15 protein-coding genes are annotated in these 14688 nt (G+C 53.7%); 12 read left to right on the forward strand and 3 right to left on the reverse strand.

The genetic code is table 11. The annotated features are described in order from the left end of the window. Window positions 1-41: 41 nt before the first annotated feature. Together hemC and GM557_RS03605 are read left to right on the forward strand one after the other, a co-directional pair. Window positions 42-1091 (forward strand): hydroxymethylbilane synthase, encoded by a 1050-nt coding sequence (gene hemC, locus GM557_RS03600; protein ID WP_099026060.1) that lies wholly within the window; start codon window positions 42-44, stop codon window positions 1089-1091. Between the two features lie 2 nt (window positions 1092-1093). Beyond that, window positions 1094-1777, forward strand: a complete 684-nt coding sequence (locus tag GM557_RS03605) for a uroporphyrinogen-III synthase (RefSeq protein ID WP_155572988.1) — start codon at window positions 1094-1096, stop codon at window positions 1775-1777. A gap of 46 nt (window positions 1778-1823) precedes the next feature. Here the strand turns inward: GM557_RS03605 and secB are convergent, their stop codons facing one another. Further along, on the reverse strand, window positions 1824-2342 hold the full coding sequence (gene secB / locus GM557_RS03610) for a protein-export chaperone SecB (protein WP_155572989.1): 519 nt from the start codon (window positions 2340-2342) through the stop codon (window positions 1824-1826). Between the two features lie 330 nt (window positions 2343-2672). Here secB and GM557_RS03615 point away from each other — a divergent pair, with 330 nt between their 5' ends. From GM557_RS03615 to GM557_RS03645, 7 genes are all read left to right on the forward strand, one after another. Next, entirely contained in the window at window positions 2673-3368 is a 696-nt protein-coding gene (locus GM557_RS03615) for a Tim44/TimA family putative adaptor protein (RefSeq protein ID WP_196424587.1), read from the forward strand. Between the two features lie 86 nt (window positions 3369-3454). Continuing rightward, window positions 3455-4678 (forward strand): murein transglycosylase A, encoded by a 1224-nt coding sequence (locus tag GM557_RS03620; protein ID WP_155572991.1) that lies wholly within the window; start codon window positions 3455-3457, stop codon window positions 4676-4678. Continuing rightward, window positions 4675-5499: a site-specific DNA-methyltransferase gene (locus GM557_RS03625; protein WP_155572992.1), complete on the forward strand. Its 825-nt coding sequence runs from the start codon at window positions 4675-4677 to the stop codon at window positions 5497-5499. The genes GM557_RS03620 and GM557_RS03625 overlap by 4 nt, the downstream gene beginning before the upstream one ends. A 21-nt stretch (window positions 5500-5520) precedes the next feature. Next, a complete protein-coding gene (locus GM557_RS03630; protein ID WP_266137669.1) occupies window positions 5521-6093 on the forward strand; it encodes a Smr/MutS family protein in 573 nt (190 codons plus the stop codon). 151 nt (window positions 6094-6244) lie between these two features. Continuing rightward, window positions 6245-7384, forward strand: a complete 1140-nt coding sequence (locus tag GM557_RS03635) for an ABC transporter substrate-binding protein (protein WP_155572993.1) — start codon at window positions 6245-6247, stop codon at window positions 7382-7384. Between the two features lie 7 nt (window positions 7385-7391). Further along, window positions 7392-8468, forward strand: coding sequence for an iron ABC transporter permease (locus GM557_RS03640; protein ID WP_230873257.1), 1077 nt, complete (start codon window positions 7392-7394; stop codon window positions 8466-8468). Beyond that, complete coding sequence (locus GM557_RS03645; protein WP_155572995.1) at window positions 8469-9245, forward strand: ABC transporter ATP-binding protein; 777 nt, start codon at window positions 8469-8471, stop codon at window positions 9243-9245. 26 nt (window positions 9246-9271) lie between these two features. Here GM557_RS03645 and hemF read toward each other — a convergent pair whose 3' ends face one another. Next, window positions 9272-10177 carry an oxygen-dependent coproporphyrinogen oxidase gene (gene hemF / locus GM557_RS03650; protein ID WP_155572996.1) on the reverse strand — a complete coding sequence of 302 codons (906 nt, stop codon included), beginning with the start codon at window positions 10175-10177 and terminating at the stop codon, window positions 9272-9274. A gap of 309 nt (window positions 10178-10486) precedes the next feature. On the opposite strand from hemF, the gene GM557_RS03655 reads away from it, so the two are divergent. Further along, entirely contained in the window at window positions 10487-11383 is an 897-nt protein-coding gene (locus tag GM557_RS03655) for an S-methyl-5'-thioadenosine phosphorylase (protein WP_155572997.1), read from the forward strand. A 100-nt stretch (window positions 11384-11483) separates the two neighbouring features. Here GM557_RS03655 and GM557_RS03660 read toward each other — a convergent pair whose 3' ends face one another. Further along, window positions 11484-12272, reverse strand: coding sequence for an SDR family oxidoreductase (locus GM557_RS03660; protein ID WP_155572998.1), 789 nt, complete (start codon window positions 12270-12272; stop codon window positions 11484-11486). A 297-nt stretch (window positions 12273-12569) separates the two neighbouring features. Here GM557_RS03660 and groES point away from each other — a divergent pair, with 297 nt between their 5' ends. Both groES and groL read left to right on the forward strand, forming a co-directional pair. After that, a complete protein-coding gene (gene groES / locus GM557_RS03665; RefSeq protein ID WP_099026048.1) occupies window positions 12570-12860 on the forward strand; it encodes a co-chaperone GroES in 291 nt (96 codons plus the stop codon). Between the two features lie 57 nt (window positions 12861-12917). After that, complete coding sequence (groL, locus tag GM557_RS03670) at window positions 12918-14579, forward strand: chaperonin GroEL (RefSeq protein WP_099026047.1); 1662 nt, start codon at window positions 12918-12920, stop codon at window positions 14577-14579. Window positions 14580-14688: the final 109 nt, after the last annotated feature.

The following is a 14688-nucleotide window of genomic DNA, read 5'->3' on the forward strand; positions in this document are numbered from 1 at the left end:
AGCATGACACCCCTTAGAAAATCGGTTATGGAGGGCAGACCATGAATGCTTCTTCTTTTTCTTCCGCTTCGCTCCAAAAGGTCGCTGCTGAGGCAGCGCGCCGTTCGCACGCGCAAACCCCGCCGGACCGCCGTAAACTCCCCTTACGAGTGGGGACGCGGGCATCCCCACTGGCCCTTGTGCAAACGCGGCATTTTTTAACGCGGCTAACGCGATTTTGCCCCGTATTGCGGGATATGGGGGCTTTTAAAGAGGAGCAGATGCAAACCTCTGGCGACCTGAATCTAAAAGACAGGCTCGCTGAGATTGGCGGAAAAGGGCTGTTCTCTAAGGAAATTCATGAGCTTCTCGCTGTCGGTGGGATTGATTTTGCCGTCCATAGTCTCAAAGACCTTGAGACGCATCTCCCGCCGGGGCTTGTGCTAGCTTGTACGATGAAGCGTGAAGATGCGCGCGATGTCCTCATGCTACGTAAGCGTGGGGTAAAGGTGGACCCGGCCAAGCCGTTTGATTGCCTGCCAGAAGGGGCCTTAGTGGGCTGTGCGTCTGTACGGCGGCAGGCGCAGATGCTCCATGTCCGGCCAGACCTCCGCTTCACCCTTCTGCGTGGAAATGTGCAGACTCGCTTGGATAAGCTGGGTGCGGGGCAATGTGATGCCACCTTGTTGGCTTATGCGGGGCTAAAACGGTTAGGCATGGAGGACCGGATTGATGTTCCTCTCTCCCCCGAGGTGATGTTGCCTGCCTCTGGCCAAGGGATTGTCGGCGTTACCGTGCGCGAGAGCGATCATGAATTACGGGAGCTTCTCTCAGCTATTGAGGACCCGGAGGCCCGCGCTGTTGCGACGGCTGAGCGTGCTTTATTGGCAGAGCTTGATGGCTCGTGCCGGACCCCGATTGGGGGCTATGCCCAGTTGAAAGAAGGGCGGTTGCATCTCTCTGGCCTTGTGGCGAGTGAGGATGGCACCTTCTTGCTACGGCGTGAGTATGAGGGCCTCCCAGAGGATGCCGCGCGGATGGGGTATGAGCTTGCTTGTGAGCTAAGGCGCGATACACCACCGGCGATTTTTGCAAAGATTGTTCAATCATAAAGATGATGCGCCGGGTTGTTCTTATCACCCGGCCAGAGCCGGGCTTGTGGGAGACGCTTGCGCGTGTGCAGGCACAAGGTTGGCACGGTGTGGCAAGCCCTGTGATGCACATACAGCCCACCCCGCCTATTGCTGATTATCCCTGCCAGGCGATGTTGGTGACGAGTCGGCAGGCCCTCCCTTTTTTAGCGCATCAGAATCGAGAGCGTTTGGTCCTGACTGTGGGGGAGGCCACAGCGCGTCATGCGCGGGCGATGGGCTTTCAGCATGTCGAGGCTGCAAGTGGTGACCAAGAAGCGTTAGAGACTCTTTGCCAGCAAAAAGGCTTGCGCGGGCCGAGCCTTGTTTTGGCGTGTGGACGTGGGCGTGATGGCCAGCTTTATGGGGCAGGGCTAGTGCAGTCCTTGGGGGTGCAACGGCTCGAGGCGTATCATGTGCGGCCGGTTCCGTCTTTAAGTGATGCAGCCCTGAGGGCTCTTGCTCATGATGAAGTAGCGGCCATCTTCTTTTATTCGCGTGAGACGGTAACGCTTTTTATGGAGCTCTGCCCCGCAGAGCTACGCGCTGTATTACGCCATTGCCGTGCGCTTTGCTTGTCGGAGGCCATCGCAGCCCATGCCAGAAGCTATAATATATGGGGCGAGGTGGAGTTTGGACCTCCTCTTACCCTTTTGGGCCACATATAGCGGCTATGGAGGGTAAAAGGAGGCCAAGAGGCTAGGCCTTCGGTGATTATGCTTCGCCTTCTGGCTCGGGGAAGTTTTGTTCCTGCTTTGCTTGCCATAGGGCTGCGAAATCAATCGGCTGGAGAACAACCGGCGGGAAGCCCCCATCACGCGTTACATCACTGATGATGGCGCGGGCGAAGGGGAAGAGCAAACGAGGGATTTCAACCAACAGAATCGGCTCAATCAGCTCTTGGGGTGGGTTCTCTAACGTGATGATGGCGGCATAGGAGAGCTCTGCAATAAAGACGACAGGCCCAGCCGTTTGTTCACCCTCAGCAGGGGCCTCGGTGGCTTCTGCACGGATGATGAGCGTGACCTCATAGATGGATTGCTCTTCCTCAATTCGGCTGGCTTGGACATCAATATTCACACCTACTTGCGGTGGTGCTTGGAGGGAAGCAAAGGTCGCTGCCCCGCGGGGGACTTCAAAAGAGAGGTCCTTTGTATATTGCAGATTAATGGCCAAAGGCAGGGCTGGCGGGGTGTTATCTTGTGCAGCGGTCGGGCCGTTAGAAGCTGACATGGGGGTCATCCTTGCATGATGTAGAGAGTAGGTTCGTAAAAATGATGTAAGCATACTGTAGTGAAGTGACCTTCACCATGGGCAGAGGCGTCTATCTTCTTTTGCCGGTAGCATGTCTTGGAGACAGGGCCAAGCGAGGGAAACATCTTTTATCGGGGCTCCGATATGTTTATTTAGCGGGGGTAAAAGCATCTCCTTTATATATGCATCATTTACGGGGATGTAATAGAGGCACTTGAGATTGTGGCGGGGGCGTCCTACCTTTGAGCTATTGTTGGGTGGGGGTGTTGAGGCTCCTTCCTTATTAGGATGAATAATTTAGGACATAAAATGGCGGACTTCCCTTGGGACATTGTGATGTGGGCCGTGTTGGCTGTCATTATTGGCAGCGCCGTGTTTTTCGTATTAGGGCGGCGTATAGGGGCGCAGGCCTTCCGGCGGGAGACCATCTCCTCGCCCCGTCCGGCGCAGCTTCCTAAGCAACCGGGTGCGACAGATGCCCTCAAGCCGCCACCATTACCAAAGAGCGTAGGGCTAGAGCAAAAGGCAACAGAGTACGGCCTCCCAGCGGAGGGAACAGCTCTTGCACAATCTCTGGCGCGAGTCGGTAGCGTAGTGAATGGCTTCTCAGCAGATTATTTTCTTAAAAATGCGGAAGATATGTTTGCGCGCACCGTTAAAGCCTTTGCCTGTGCTGATAAAGCTGTGTTGAAGTCTGTGCTTGCTCCTGCGGTTTTAGAGTCTTTTACAAAGGTTTTGGATGAGCGTGCCGAGCGGCATGAGCGTGTGCATCTGGAGCTAAGGCAGATTGAGCGGCTGGATTATGTCTCCATTACTGGTGTGGAGGTAGGGGAAGGCCCGTGCCAGATAGGGGTAAGAATTGTCTCATGGCAGGTGAGTTATTGCCGCGATGAGAAGGATGTTATCGTAGAGGGAACAGAAGCTCTCACGGAGTTCCGTGACCGTTGGGTGTTTGAGCCTAAAGTGAATGGGCAATGGATGATTGTTGCTACACAAGCTGACTAAGAGGTTCCTTCTGCGCTAAAGGGCCTCCCTGCGGGGCGTAATGCTAAGAAACTAGCGTCTATTAGACTGGGTTATGGTGTGTTCGTATGGCAAAGCATTATTCTCCGTTAGTATGTTTGGTAATGGTCCCACTTTGCATAGCACTAGCGGGGTGTATGCCGGGTTTGCCTTCTGCGCAGATGGATGTAAAACCCGCCGATTATAGCCAGCTCTCCGGTTGGGAGCGGGAGGATCATCTCCAGCTTTTTAAGATGCTAGCGGAGGAGTGTCAGCGTATAGACCACCTACCTGCCGGGACGTTCCTTGGTGGGGCGAGTACGTTGCCGTCTGGTAAGAATGTGGAGGAATGGAAGGGTGTTTGTACCGCTGTAAAAACGGGGGCAGTCGACCAGCCAGCGCAGGCACGGCAGTTCTTTGAGGCATGGTTTCAGCCTTACCTGATTACAAAACAGGCTTTCTATACAGGGTATTATGATCCAGAGGTCCCCGCATCCCTTACAAAAGGGGGAGAGTATCAGGTTCCGCTCTATCGCCGTCCAGCGGATTTGCTTCATGGTCGTAATGCGGCAGGTGAGTTAGAGTTCGGCCACTGGGTTGATTCTGTTTTCCGCCCGTATGATGACCGCGCCACGATTAATGCAGGTTCGTTAGAGGGAAAAGGATTGGAACTTGCATGGTTGAAAAGCCCTGTGGACCTTCTTTTTCTACAAACGCAAGGCTCTGGCCGTTTGAGACTACCTGATGGTGGGGAGTTATTTGTCGGATATGATGGGCGCAATGGTCGGCCTTATGTCCCAGTCGGTCGTATTTTAGTGCGCCGTGGCGCGATGCGTGCAGAAGATGTTAGCGTCAAAACCATCCGGGCATGGTTGGAGGCTCATCCAGACCAAGTAAAATCGGTCTTAGAATCCAATCCAAGCTATGTCTTTTTCCGTTCGGTGGAGCGTAAAGCGGGGGAAGGACCTGTAGGCGGATTTGGTATTGCTCTGCAAGCACAACGCTCTTTGGCTATTGATAGGCATTTTGTAAGTTATGGTATGCCCGTTTGGGTGGAGATAAATGATAAAGGCCGTGATGGGCAGGCTGTTTCATGGGCGCATATGACCTTTGCTCAAGATTCGGGGAGCGATATACGCGGGGCAGGTCGTGGGGACCTCTTCCTTGGGGAAGGGGAGAAAGCTGCCACGATTGCAGGGGATATGAAGGTATATGGCCGGATGTTTGTCTTAGCCCCGCGCCTCTCTTTGCCTAACGCACCGAATGTGGGTGCTAGCACAGCCTCTGCCAGTGGGGGACAGACGGCCAAATGATACGTGCGCGTCGCGAGACGCTAGGAGAACATGCTTTAATCCGGGGTGATTGCCTCAGCGTGATGCGGCGTATGCCTATAGGGAGTGTGGATGTCGTGGTGACATCGCCTCCTTATAACCTTGGTCTTGCCTATCGCAGTTATAAAGATAGCCTCTCTGAAGAAAGCTATTTGGATTGGATGGAGCTTATCTGCCAAAAGATAGCCCGTGTTCTTAAAGAAGATGGTTCGTTCTTTCTTAATATTGCAGGCTCCTCCGCACAGCCTTGGTTACCTTTTGAGCTTATGGTCCGGCTGCGTGGTATCTTTGTGCTGCAAAATCATATTTCATGGGTCAAATCTATAGCCATTGGTGAGGTCACGCATGGGCATTTTAAGCCTGTAAACTCCCCGCGCTATGTTAATCGTAATCATGAACATATTTTTCACCTCACCAAACAAGGTGCAGTAGAGCTTGATAGGCTAGGGGCGGGGGTGCCCTTTACGGATAAGAGCAATATTCATCGCCGCCAACATCAAGAGGATAGGCGGTGTCGGGGGGATACATGGTTCATCCCTTACGAGACGGTACGGAGTCGTCACGCGCGGTATAGCCATCCCGGTATCTTTCCCGTTGCCTTGCCAGAGCGTTGTATTCGCCTGCATGGCTTGAGGCCTGATATGATGGTATTAGACCCCTTTATGGGCACAGGCACCACCCTTATCGCCGCAGAGGCGTTAAAGGTGCGGTCCATCGGGATTGAAGCCGATACAACATATGTCCGCTTTGCGCGTAAGCGTCTGCGTGCGATGATAGAGCAAGGCCAAGAGGCGGATGTATGATGGAAGTGGGGCGGTAAGAGCGTGGCAAAGCGAGCATTAGGTGAGGATGAAGCCGCCCTTTGGCGTGCCGTGATGCAGGATGTCACGCCATTGCGCTCTCGTCAGGCTGTTAGGGCGGTGCGTCCGCCTAAGTCCCCTCATAAGCCAGAGTTAAAGCAAGAGGCGGGGGTAGAAACGCGGGCGCAGCCTGCCCCAATGGTGATGATGCAGCTTGCCGTATCGCCAGCTAAACCGCTCATCAAACCTCGGCCTGTGCCGCATGTGGGGGTGAGGGCGGCTGGGTTGGATGATACACAATGGCGGCGTCTCTCACGGGGGCAATTACGCGTTGATGCACGGCTCGATTTACATGGCTATATCGTGCAAGAGGCTTTTGAGGCGTTCCATCGGTTTATGCAACGCGGCCGCGTGATGGGGTGGCGATGTGTGGAAATTGTTACAGGGCTAGGTAGCGGGGCGCGCGGCGGAACCATACGTCAGGAATTGCCCTTGTGGTTGCAGCGCGGTGATATTGCGCCCATGGTGTTGGGGGTTGTTCATAGTCATCGTGGGAATCAGGGGGCTTTGAGGGTTTTATTACGGAAAAAGCGTTAGTTGACGAGAAAGATGTTATTTACCCTTGGATAAGGGCTTAGGCTCTTTTATAGATAGCGTAACGCGAATGATTATTAATTGAGGCATAAAGTCCAGACCATCGAGCAGAAGCAACGATGGGCCGGCGTCTCTAGCGGATAAAGGCGTAATAATGATGGTCTCACTCAAAAGCTTCTTTAATTCTGTAGGGTTAACAGTAGCCATGCTGGCGGGGGCTATGCTTCCGTTATCAGCACAGGCGAAGGATGTGCGTGATATTACGGGCGAGGTTGTCTCTGTCCCGGACCATCCGCAGCGGATTATCCTTGGTGAAGGACGGCTGATTTACGCGCTGGAGCCTTTAGAAGGCCGCCATTTGTTTGACCATATTGTGGGTTGGCAAGGGGAGTTTCGCGAGGCAGATACGCAGAATTATGAGCAAATGCTCAAAACCTTCCCAGAGGCGGCGCGTGTTGCAGTGATTGGCCGCACAACAGCCGATACGATTAGCCCAGAGAAGGTGCTAGACCTCCACCCAGACCTTGCCATCTTTAGCACAACAGGCCACGGGCCGGGGCAATCTGGCGATGTAACAGCGCGGCTTAGAGCAGCGCACATTCCTGTTTTATTTGTGGATTTCCGCCAAGACCCGGTAAAGACGACTGTGCCGAGTATGCTCATTTTAGGGCAAGCTCTTGGTCGTGAGGCCGAGGCCAAGGCCTATACAGATTTTTATGAAGAACGGTTAAAGGCTATTCGTTCGGTCGTGGAGACCATCCCAGAGGCACAAAAGCCGACTGTATTCATCAATATGCTAGCCGGGGCACGCCAAAGCTGCTGCCATACAGCTGGGCGTGGGAATATGGGTGCGTTTATTGAGGCCGCTGGTGGTCGTAATATCGCGGCATCTCTTTTGCCCGGTTATATTGGGGATGTCTCTGCCGAGATGGTTATCGCCCAAGACCCTGACGTGCTTATCTTGGATGGGACACGCGGCCCCGGCCATAGTGGTCCGGGCCTAAAGATGGGCTCTCAAGTCACGCCGGAGATGGCAGAAGCCTCATTAAATAGCCTCCTACAAGCCCCGGAGCTTGCAGGGTTGAAAGCGGTGCGGAATGGGCGTGCTTATGGCATTTGGCATACATTTTATGATAGCCCCTTCAATATCCTAGCGATTGAGGTCATGGCTAAGTGGTTTTACCCAGAGCGTTTTAAGGATTTAGATCCAGAGGCGGATCGTAGCCTTGTGCAGAGCCGCTTTACGGCTATGCCAAATAGCGGGACATATTGGATCAAGGCGCATGCCCAATAAGGATGTTATGAAAGACAGTGATGCTTCATCTGCGGAGATGACCCGTCTAGCCGCACGTTTGACGGGCATACAAACGGCCTACGCACAGCTTACGCGTCATAGGGTGGCTTTGTTGGGCATATTGGGTGGGTTGATACTGCTCTCATTATTGTTGGACTTCTCCTTAGGCCCAGCAGGGTTGGGGCCGCGCGCTTTAGTACATGCGCTCCTTAACCCCTCCTCCGGGACAAATGGTGTGATTGTCTGGCATATTCGTTTGCCTTACGCGCTTATGGCTATCCTTGTTGGGTGTGCTTTAGGCATTGCCGGTGGCGAGATGCAAACTGTGTTGGATAATCCATTGGCCAGCCCTTACACGCTTGGCGTGTCTGCGGCTGCGGCCTTTGGGGCATCTTTAGCGATTGTGCTGCATTGGCACATTCCTTATGTGCCAGAGACATGGATGGTCCCGCTAGAGGCCTTCTTATTTGCTGTTGGATCAGCTTGTTTGCTGGAGGTTGTGGCACGGGCACGGGGCCATTCCACCACGATGGTGGTTTTATTTGGTATTGCGCTTGTGTTTACCTTCCATGCTTTTGTGGCGTTGATGCAGTTCATTGCTGATGAGGATGCCCTACAAGACCTCGTCTTTTGGACAATGGGCAGTTTGACACGCGCTGATTGGGGGAAGATTAGCGTCATGGCGGTAGGCTGTGCGGTGGTCTTGCCTTTCTGCTTCCGTGCGGCCCCAGCTCTGACGGCTCTGCGTCTAGGCGAGGACCGTGCGGCGAGCTATGGGGTGGACGTTAAACGCTTGCGGATGATGTCTTTATTGCGGATTAGCATCCTCTCGGCCTTGGCGGTGTCCTTTGTGGGGACGATTGGGTTTGTCGGGCTGGTAGCCCCGCATATTGCACGGCGGCTTTTGGGGGAGGATCATCGTTTTTATCTTCCCGGTTCTGCTTTATGTGGGTGCTTGATAATGTCTCTTGCCTCCATCGCGGCAAAGAACATCATGCCGGGGGTTGTGATTCCTGTCGGGATTGTGACCTCCTTAGTGGGGATTCCTTTCTTCCTTGCTGTGGTTTTACGAAAGGGGGCGTAGATGCTGGAGATTGAGAGCCTTTGCGTCCATTATGGGCGGCGGGAAGTGCTGCACCGTATGACATTGGCCCCCATGCAAGCAGGGCGTGTTACAGCCCTTTTGGGGCCGAACGGGTCGGGAAAATCGACCTTTATGCGCGGTATTGCGGGGCTTATTCGGGCAGAGGGGCGTATTCGCCTAGGGGGGAAGGACCTCTCTAGCCTTGCCGTGGGGGAGCGGTCACGCTTAGCGGCGTATTTACCGCAGAGCCTTCCTCCAACAGTGCATCTTCAGGTGATTGAAGCAGTGATGGTAGCGCGCCGAGCGGGCGAGGCTGTCTCGGCTGAATGTGCGTTGCGCGATAGCACTGATGTGTTGGAGGAGCTGGGGATTGGCCATCTTGCCCTCCGCTATATGGATGAGCTCTCCGGCGGGCAGCGTCAGATGGTTGGTCTGGCACAAGCCTTAGTGCGCCGTCCCGCGATGCTGTTGCTGGATGAGCCCTTAAGCGCGCTAGATTTACGCTATCAGTTTGCTGTGATGGATGTTGTGAGGCGGGAGACGCGTAAACGCAATATCGTCACATTGCTGGTTGTGCATGACCTCAACATCGCTCTCCAACGCGCTGATGATGTCGTCTATATGCGCAATGGTCGCCTTGTCGCACAGGGTAGCGTGATGGGTGTTACCACACCTGAGGTTCTCGGTGATGTTTATGGGGTTGAGACCCGTCTCGAGGTCTGCCCCCGTGGCCTGCCTCATGTGCTGGTGGATGGCATTATAGGAGAGGATGCTTAAAAGAAGGGCATCCTCTTATAAGGGGATTAGGGCCAGATGACCTCTGGCGGCATGGACATAAGGATAGCCTCCGTATTGCCACCTGTTTTTAACCCAAAGAGCGTGCCTCTGTCGTAAAGGAGGTTAAACTCCACATAACGACCACGCCGTTTGAGCTGCGCTAAGCGGTCTTCCTCGGTCCACGGGGTGAACATGCGCTTGCGAACAATGGCGGTATAACATTCCAAAAACGCATCGCCGACATCGCGGGTGAAGGTAAAGTCGCTTGCGAGATTACCGCTATCGAGCCAATCGTAAAAGATGCCCCCAAGCCCGCGTGGCTCATTGCGATGTTTGAGGAAGAAATATTCATCACACCAAGCTTTAAAGCGTGGGTAATAAGCAGGGTCGTGCCTATCGCACGCTTGCTTAAAGGCGGCATGAAACATAGCCGCATCATCAAGAGCTTCTTGGCTCTCGGGGAACATGGGGGTGATATCGCCACCACCGCCAAACCAGCCCTTGGAGGTCAGGATCATCCGTGTGTTGAAATGCGCTGCACTGACATGCGGGTTACAGGGATGAGCTACGAGAGAAATACCAGTAGCAAAAAAGCGTGGGTCATTTTCTGCTCCGGGGATGGATTTGCGGAACTCCGGCGTGAACTCCCCCCACACGGTGGAAATATTGACGCCCACTTTCTCAAAAACGCGCCCTTTCATGACGGACATAACCCCGCCGCCACCTTCAGCACGCTTCCATGATGTTTGTTGGAAGCGACCAGCCTCCGCACGCCCCTTCAATGTTGGGGCATTTTCTGCAACAGCTTTATCCTCCAAAGCTTCATAAGTAGCACAAAGCCGATCACGCAGGTTCTCAAACCAATATTGGGCGTCTTTTGTTAGCCCAGTATGAGGGAGATCGGGGAGAACAAAGCTCGTGGAGGAAGGCATAATAATCTTCCTATTCTTCATAGAAGGATGTGATTTCTTTTACTTTACCATAGGGGGGATGCCTCACAAGACAAAAAGCCGTGTTCGCTTACTGGCTGTTCCTGATGCTGTCATTAGTAAAGGAAATGATTATGCTTTCCTTCATTTTATGGTGTAAGGGCAGAAGGAGGGCGTAATAATTTTTGCTCTTGATTTTAGGGGTGCCCTGCTGAAAAACTCTCCGTTATCAGAGGAGAGACTGTCAGCAGCCTGTATGGGGGCAATGTGCCCATCAGTAAGGCGAGTTCAGGCAGGATGAAGTGAGGATTTATGGTTGCAGAAGATACAATCGAGCCTGTCATCGGTGTTATCGGAGGCTCCGGCCTTTATGAGATTGATGGGCTGGAAAACCGGGAATGGCGTCGTTGTGAGTCGCCATGGGGTAAGCCTTCGGACGAGCTGCTTTTTGGTACGCTGGAGGGTGTGCGATGCGTCTTTTTACCACGTCACGGCCGTGGGCATCCTATCCCACCTTCCCATTTGAATTATCGTGCCAATATTGATGCGTTAAAACGCGCAGGCGTGACGGATATTATCTCCCTTTCTGCTGTTGGCTCTTTGAAGGAAGATTTAGCTCCCGGTCATTTTGTGTTGGTTGACCAGTTTATCGACCTCACACAAGGCCGCCCCCGGACCTTCTTTGAGGAAGGCTGCGTGGCCCATGTGGCCATGGGTGAGCCTGTTTCAGCACGAATGGCTAAAACATTAGCGGAAGAAGCTGAAAAGCTGGATATTTCCGTCACGAAGGGCGGGACTTATGTGGTGATCGAGGGGCCTCAATTCTCCACACGGGCTGAGAGTGAGCTTTATCGCTCTTGGGGGGCGTCTGTCATTGGGATGACAAACATGCCAGAAGCACGTCTCGCGCGGGAAGCAGAGATGAACTACGCTACCGTTGCGATGGTGACGGATTATGATTGCTGGCATGAGGAGCATGAGCATGTCACGGTGGAGGCTGTAATTCGGACGATGAAGAGCAACTCCACCCATGCGCGGGAGCTTGTCCGCCGCGCTATTCCTGCCCTTGGGAAGCCGCGGCCTATTTGCACAGGCCCCGGTGCGGCAGAGCGTGCGTTGGATAACGCCATTATCACCCCGCCAGAAGCACGGGATTTTGCGGCTATTTCACGTTTGGATGCGGTCGCAGGCCGTGTTTTGATGGGCTAAGTCCAGCCTGTAATGATGCAGGAATGACGCTGTAGAAAAGCCCCTCTGTTCCATCGTAAGCAGAGGGGCTTTTTTTATCTTTTTCTAGGATGAATGGGGCCTAAAATCCGTGAAGCAAGCCGCCATCAATCGGGATGCGCGTCCCGGTGATATAAGCGGCAAGCGGGCTTGCGAGAAATGCTACGAGATGGCCGAACTCCTCAGGCTGGGCATAACGGCCTGCGGGGATCCCAGCTTCTTTTTGTTTGCGAAACTCTGCGAGGGGAATACCCGCCTTTTCGGCACGGATTTTATTAAGCGTTGCGGTGCGCTCTGTCTCAAACCGACCGGGGAGAATGGTGTTAACAGTCACGCCATCCTGCGCTACCTCACGCGCAAGCGTTTTGCCCCAACTCGCTAAAGCAGAGCGTAACGCGCTAGAGAGAACAAGATTAGGGATAGGCTCCACAATACTGGTGGAGGAAATCATAAGGATGCGCCCAAATTGCCGTTGCCTCATCCCCGGTAGATATTGGCTGACAAGCTGCATAATGGGCAGCAGCATGGTTGTGGCTTCTTGCTGCCATAGGGCTGGGTCGCACTCTGTTGCAGGGCCAAGGGGCGGGCCGCCGCCATTGCCGATGATAATATCAACTTCTGGCAAATCTGCTTTTAAGGTTTTGAGGCACGCTTGGACACTCTCTTGAGAGGCAAAATCTACACTATGCCACTGTGGTGTGATGCTTGTCTCAGCCGTGATTTTTGTTGCAGCCTGCTGGAGGGTCGCCTCATTGCGGGCGAGGAGATAAGGGCGTACCCCTTCTTTTGCAAGGGCTAGGGCGGCCCCTAGTCCCAGCCCTTGGCTACCCCCCATAATAATGGCCGAGCGGCGCGTAAGATGTAGGTCCATAATCTGGCTCCCCCTTTTAAAAGACCTTCACACCATTCATCCTCTCGGAGAGGAGCGCAAGAGGGAGATGGTGTTTGACATAGAATAAGAAAATCTAATGAATAATAGATATTAAAAGGCAATAACGATTAAAAAACATCATAAGGACGCCTCTCTCCTGCTTGACGCTGCTAGAGGGCATCACTATTTCTCATTCGCCCCACAAAATGGGGAGTTTTCTTGGTGCGCTGCTAGATTGAGCGCAATAACCCGGCTGCGCTGCTTTATGAGAAGGGCCAGCCTAGAATGGAGTAATCCATGACGAAATTTCGTCCCCTTCACGACCGTGTAGTGGTCCGCCGCTTAGATGGTGAGGAAAAAACCGCTGGTGGCATTATCATTCCTGAGACCGCTAAGGAAAAGCCAATGGAAGGCGAGGTTCTCGCTGTTGGCTCTGGTGCCCGTAACGAGCAAGGCCAGGTTGTGCCGTTGGATGTTAAAGTGGGCGACCGTGTCCTCTTTGGCAAATGGTCCGGCACTGAGGTGAAGGTCAATGGGGAAGACCTGTTGATCATGAAAGAGAGCGACATTCTTGGCGTTGTTGGCTAAGGCTGCGCCCTCTCTTTAAATCCTGTTCTGACCTTTGTTTAAGGAAGTGATATTATCATGGCTGCTAAAGACGTAAAATTTGGTGCAGATGCTCGTGAGCGTATGCTCCGTGGTGTGGATATTCTCGCCAATGCTGTGAAGGTGACACTCGGCCCTAAAGGCCGCAATGTCGTGCTGGATAAAAGCTACGGTGCCCCGCGCATCACTAAGGATGGTGTCTCTGTCGCTAAAGAGATCGAGCTTGCTGATAAGTTCGAGAATATGGGCGCGCAGATGGTGCGTGAGGTATCCTCTAAGACCAATGATGTTGCTGGTGATGGTACCACAACAGCTACAGTTCTGGCTCAGGCTATCATCCGTGAGGGGGCTAAAGCTGTCGCTGCGGGCATGAACCCGATGGACCTCAAACGCGGGATTGATAAAGCCGTTCTGCGTGTTGTGGAGGAGCTGAAAAACCGCACTAAGAAGATTTCTTCTCAGGATGAGATTTCTCAGGTCGGCACAATCTCTGCCAATGGTGAGTCCGAAGTTGGTAAGATGATCTCCGAAGCTATGGGGAAAGTCGGTCATGAGGGCGTCATCACGGTAGAAGAGGCCAAGGGCCTGCACACCGAGCTTGATGTTGTTGAGGGCATGCAGTTCGACCGCGGTTACATCTCCCCGTACTTCGTGACAAACACGGAGAAGATGACCGCTGATTTGGAAAACCCTTACATCCTGATTCATGAAAAGAAGATTTCTTCCCTTCAGCCGATGCTGCCGCTGTTGGAGAGTGCCGTTCAGTCTGGCCGTCCGCTGCTCATTATCGCTGAGGAAGTGGATGGCGAGGCTCTGGCAACCCTGGTTGTCAATAAGCTGCGCGGTGGCTTGAAGATTGCTGCTGTGAAGGCTCCGGGCTTTGGTGACCGCCGCAAAGCTATGCTGGAGGACATCGCCATCGTCACAGGTGGGCAGGTTGTCTCTGAGGAAGTTGGCATCAAGCTGGAATCTGTAACGCTGGATATGCTTGGCACAGCCAAGAAGGTGCATATCGATAAAGAGAACACCACCATCGTTGAGGGTGCTGGTGCGGCAGAGGCTATCAAGGGCCGTTGTGCACAAATCCGCTCTCAGATTGAGGCCACAACCTCCGATTATGACCGCGAGAAGCTGCAAGAGCGTTTGGCTAAGCTTGCTGGTGGCGTTGCTGTCATCCGCGTTGGTGGTAGCACCGAGGTTGAGGTGAAGGAGCGTAAAGACCGCGTGGATGACGCTCTGCACGCAACCCGCGCTGCGGTTGAGGAAGGCATCGTCCCCGGTGGTGGTACGGCTCTGGCCCGTGCAAGCCTGCTGTTTGATGATCTCTCCTTCGAGAATGACGATCAGCGCGCCGGTGCCCATATTGTGCGCAAGGCTCTCCAAGCTCCGCTGCGTCAGATTGCCCATAATGCGGGTGAAGATGGTGCCGTGATTGCTGGTAAGGTGCTGGAGCTGAGCAATTATAACGAGGGCTTTGATGCTCAGAAGGGTGAGTATAAGGACCTCGTAGCGGCTGGTATTATCGACCCGACAAAGGTTGTGCGTACGGCTCTGCAGGATGCAGCCTCCGTTGCTGGCCTGCTCATCACTACCGAGGCTATGGTTGCCGAGCGTCCGGAGAAGAAGTCCGATGATGCTGCTGGTGCCGGTATGGGTGGCATGGGCGGAATGGGTGGCATGGGGGGTATGGGCGGCTTCTAATCGCTCATCCTTCCCCATCCCGGTCATGTGGCCGGGATGGCCACCTGTCACGACAGGTCAAAAGAAAAGCCCTGTTTCTTGCCGGAGCGGGGCTTTTTTTATGCGTTGT

The organism is Bombella sp. ESL0385 (genome assembly GCF_009725755.1).
GTDB lineage: Bacteria > Pseudomonadota > Alphaproteobacteria > Acetobacterales > Acetobacteraceae > Bombella > Bombella pollinis.

Coding starts and splice junctions, on each gene's coding strand:
- hemC (WP_099026060.1), top strand. CDS start 42: ATGAATGCTTCTTCTTTTTCTTCCGCTTCGCTCCAAAAGGTCGCTGCT.
- GM557_RS03605 (WP_155572988.1), top strand. CDS start 1,094: ATGATGCGCCGGGTTGTTCTTATCACCCGGCCAGAGCCGGGCTTGTGG.
- secB (WP_155572989.1), bottom strand. CDS start 2,342: ATGTCAGCTTCTAACGGCCCGACCGCTGCACAAGATAACACCCCGCCA.
- GM557_RS03615 (WP_196424587.1), top strand. CDS start 2,673: ATGGCGGACTTCCCTTGGGACATTGTGATGTGGGCCGTGTTGGCTGTC.
- GM557_RS03620 (WP_155572991.1), top strand. CDS start 3,455: ATGGCAAAGCATTATTCTCCGTTAGTATGTTTGGTAATGGTCCCACTT.
- GM557_RS03625 (WP_155572992.1), top strand. CDS start 4,675: ATGATACGTGCGCGTCGCGAGACGCTAGGAGAACATGCTTTAATCCGG.
- GM557_RS03635 (WP_155572993.1), top strand. CDS start 6,245: ATGATGGTCTCACTCAAAAGCTTCTTTAATTCTGTAGGGTTAACAGTA.
- GM557_RS03640 (WP_230873257.1), top strand. CDS start 7,392: ATGAAAGACAGTGATGCTTCATCTGCGGAGATGACCCGTCTAGCCGCA.
- GM557_RS03645 (WP_155572995.1), top strand. CDS start 8,469: ATGCTGGAGATTGAGAGCCTTTGCGTCCATTATGGGCGGCGGGAAGTG.
- hemF (WP_155572996.1), bottom strand. CDS start 10,177: ATGCCTTCCTCCACGAGCTTTGTTCTCCCCGATCTCCCTCATACTGGG.
- GM557_RS03655 (WP_155572997.1), top strand. CDS start 10,487: ATGGTTGCAGAAGATACAATCGAGCCTGTCATCGGTGTTATCGGAGGC.
- GM557_RS03660 (WP_155572998.1), bottom strand. CDS start 12,272: ATGGACCTACATCTTACGCGCCGCTCGGCCATTATTATGGGGGGTAGC.
- groES (WP_099026048.1), top strand. CDS start 12,570: ATGACGAAATTTCGTCCCCTTCACGACCGTGTAGTGGTCCGCCGCTTA.
- groL (WP_099026047.1), top strand. CDS start 12,918: ATGGCTGCTAAAGACGTAAAATTTGGTGCAGATGCTCGTGAGCGTATG.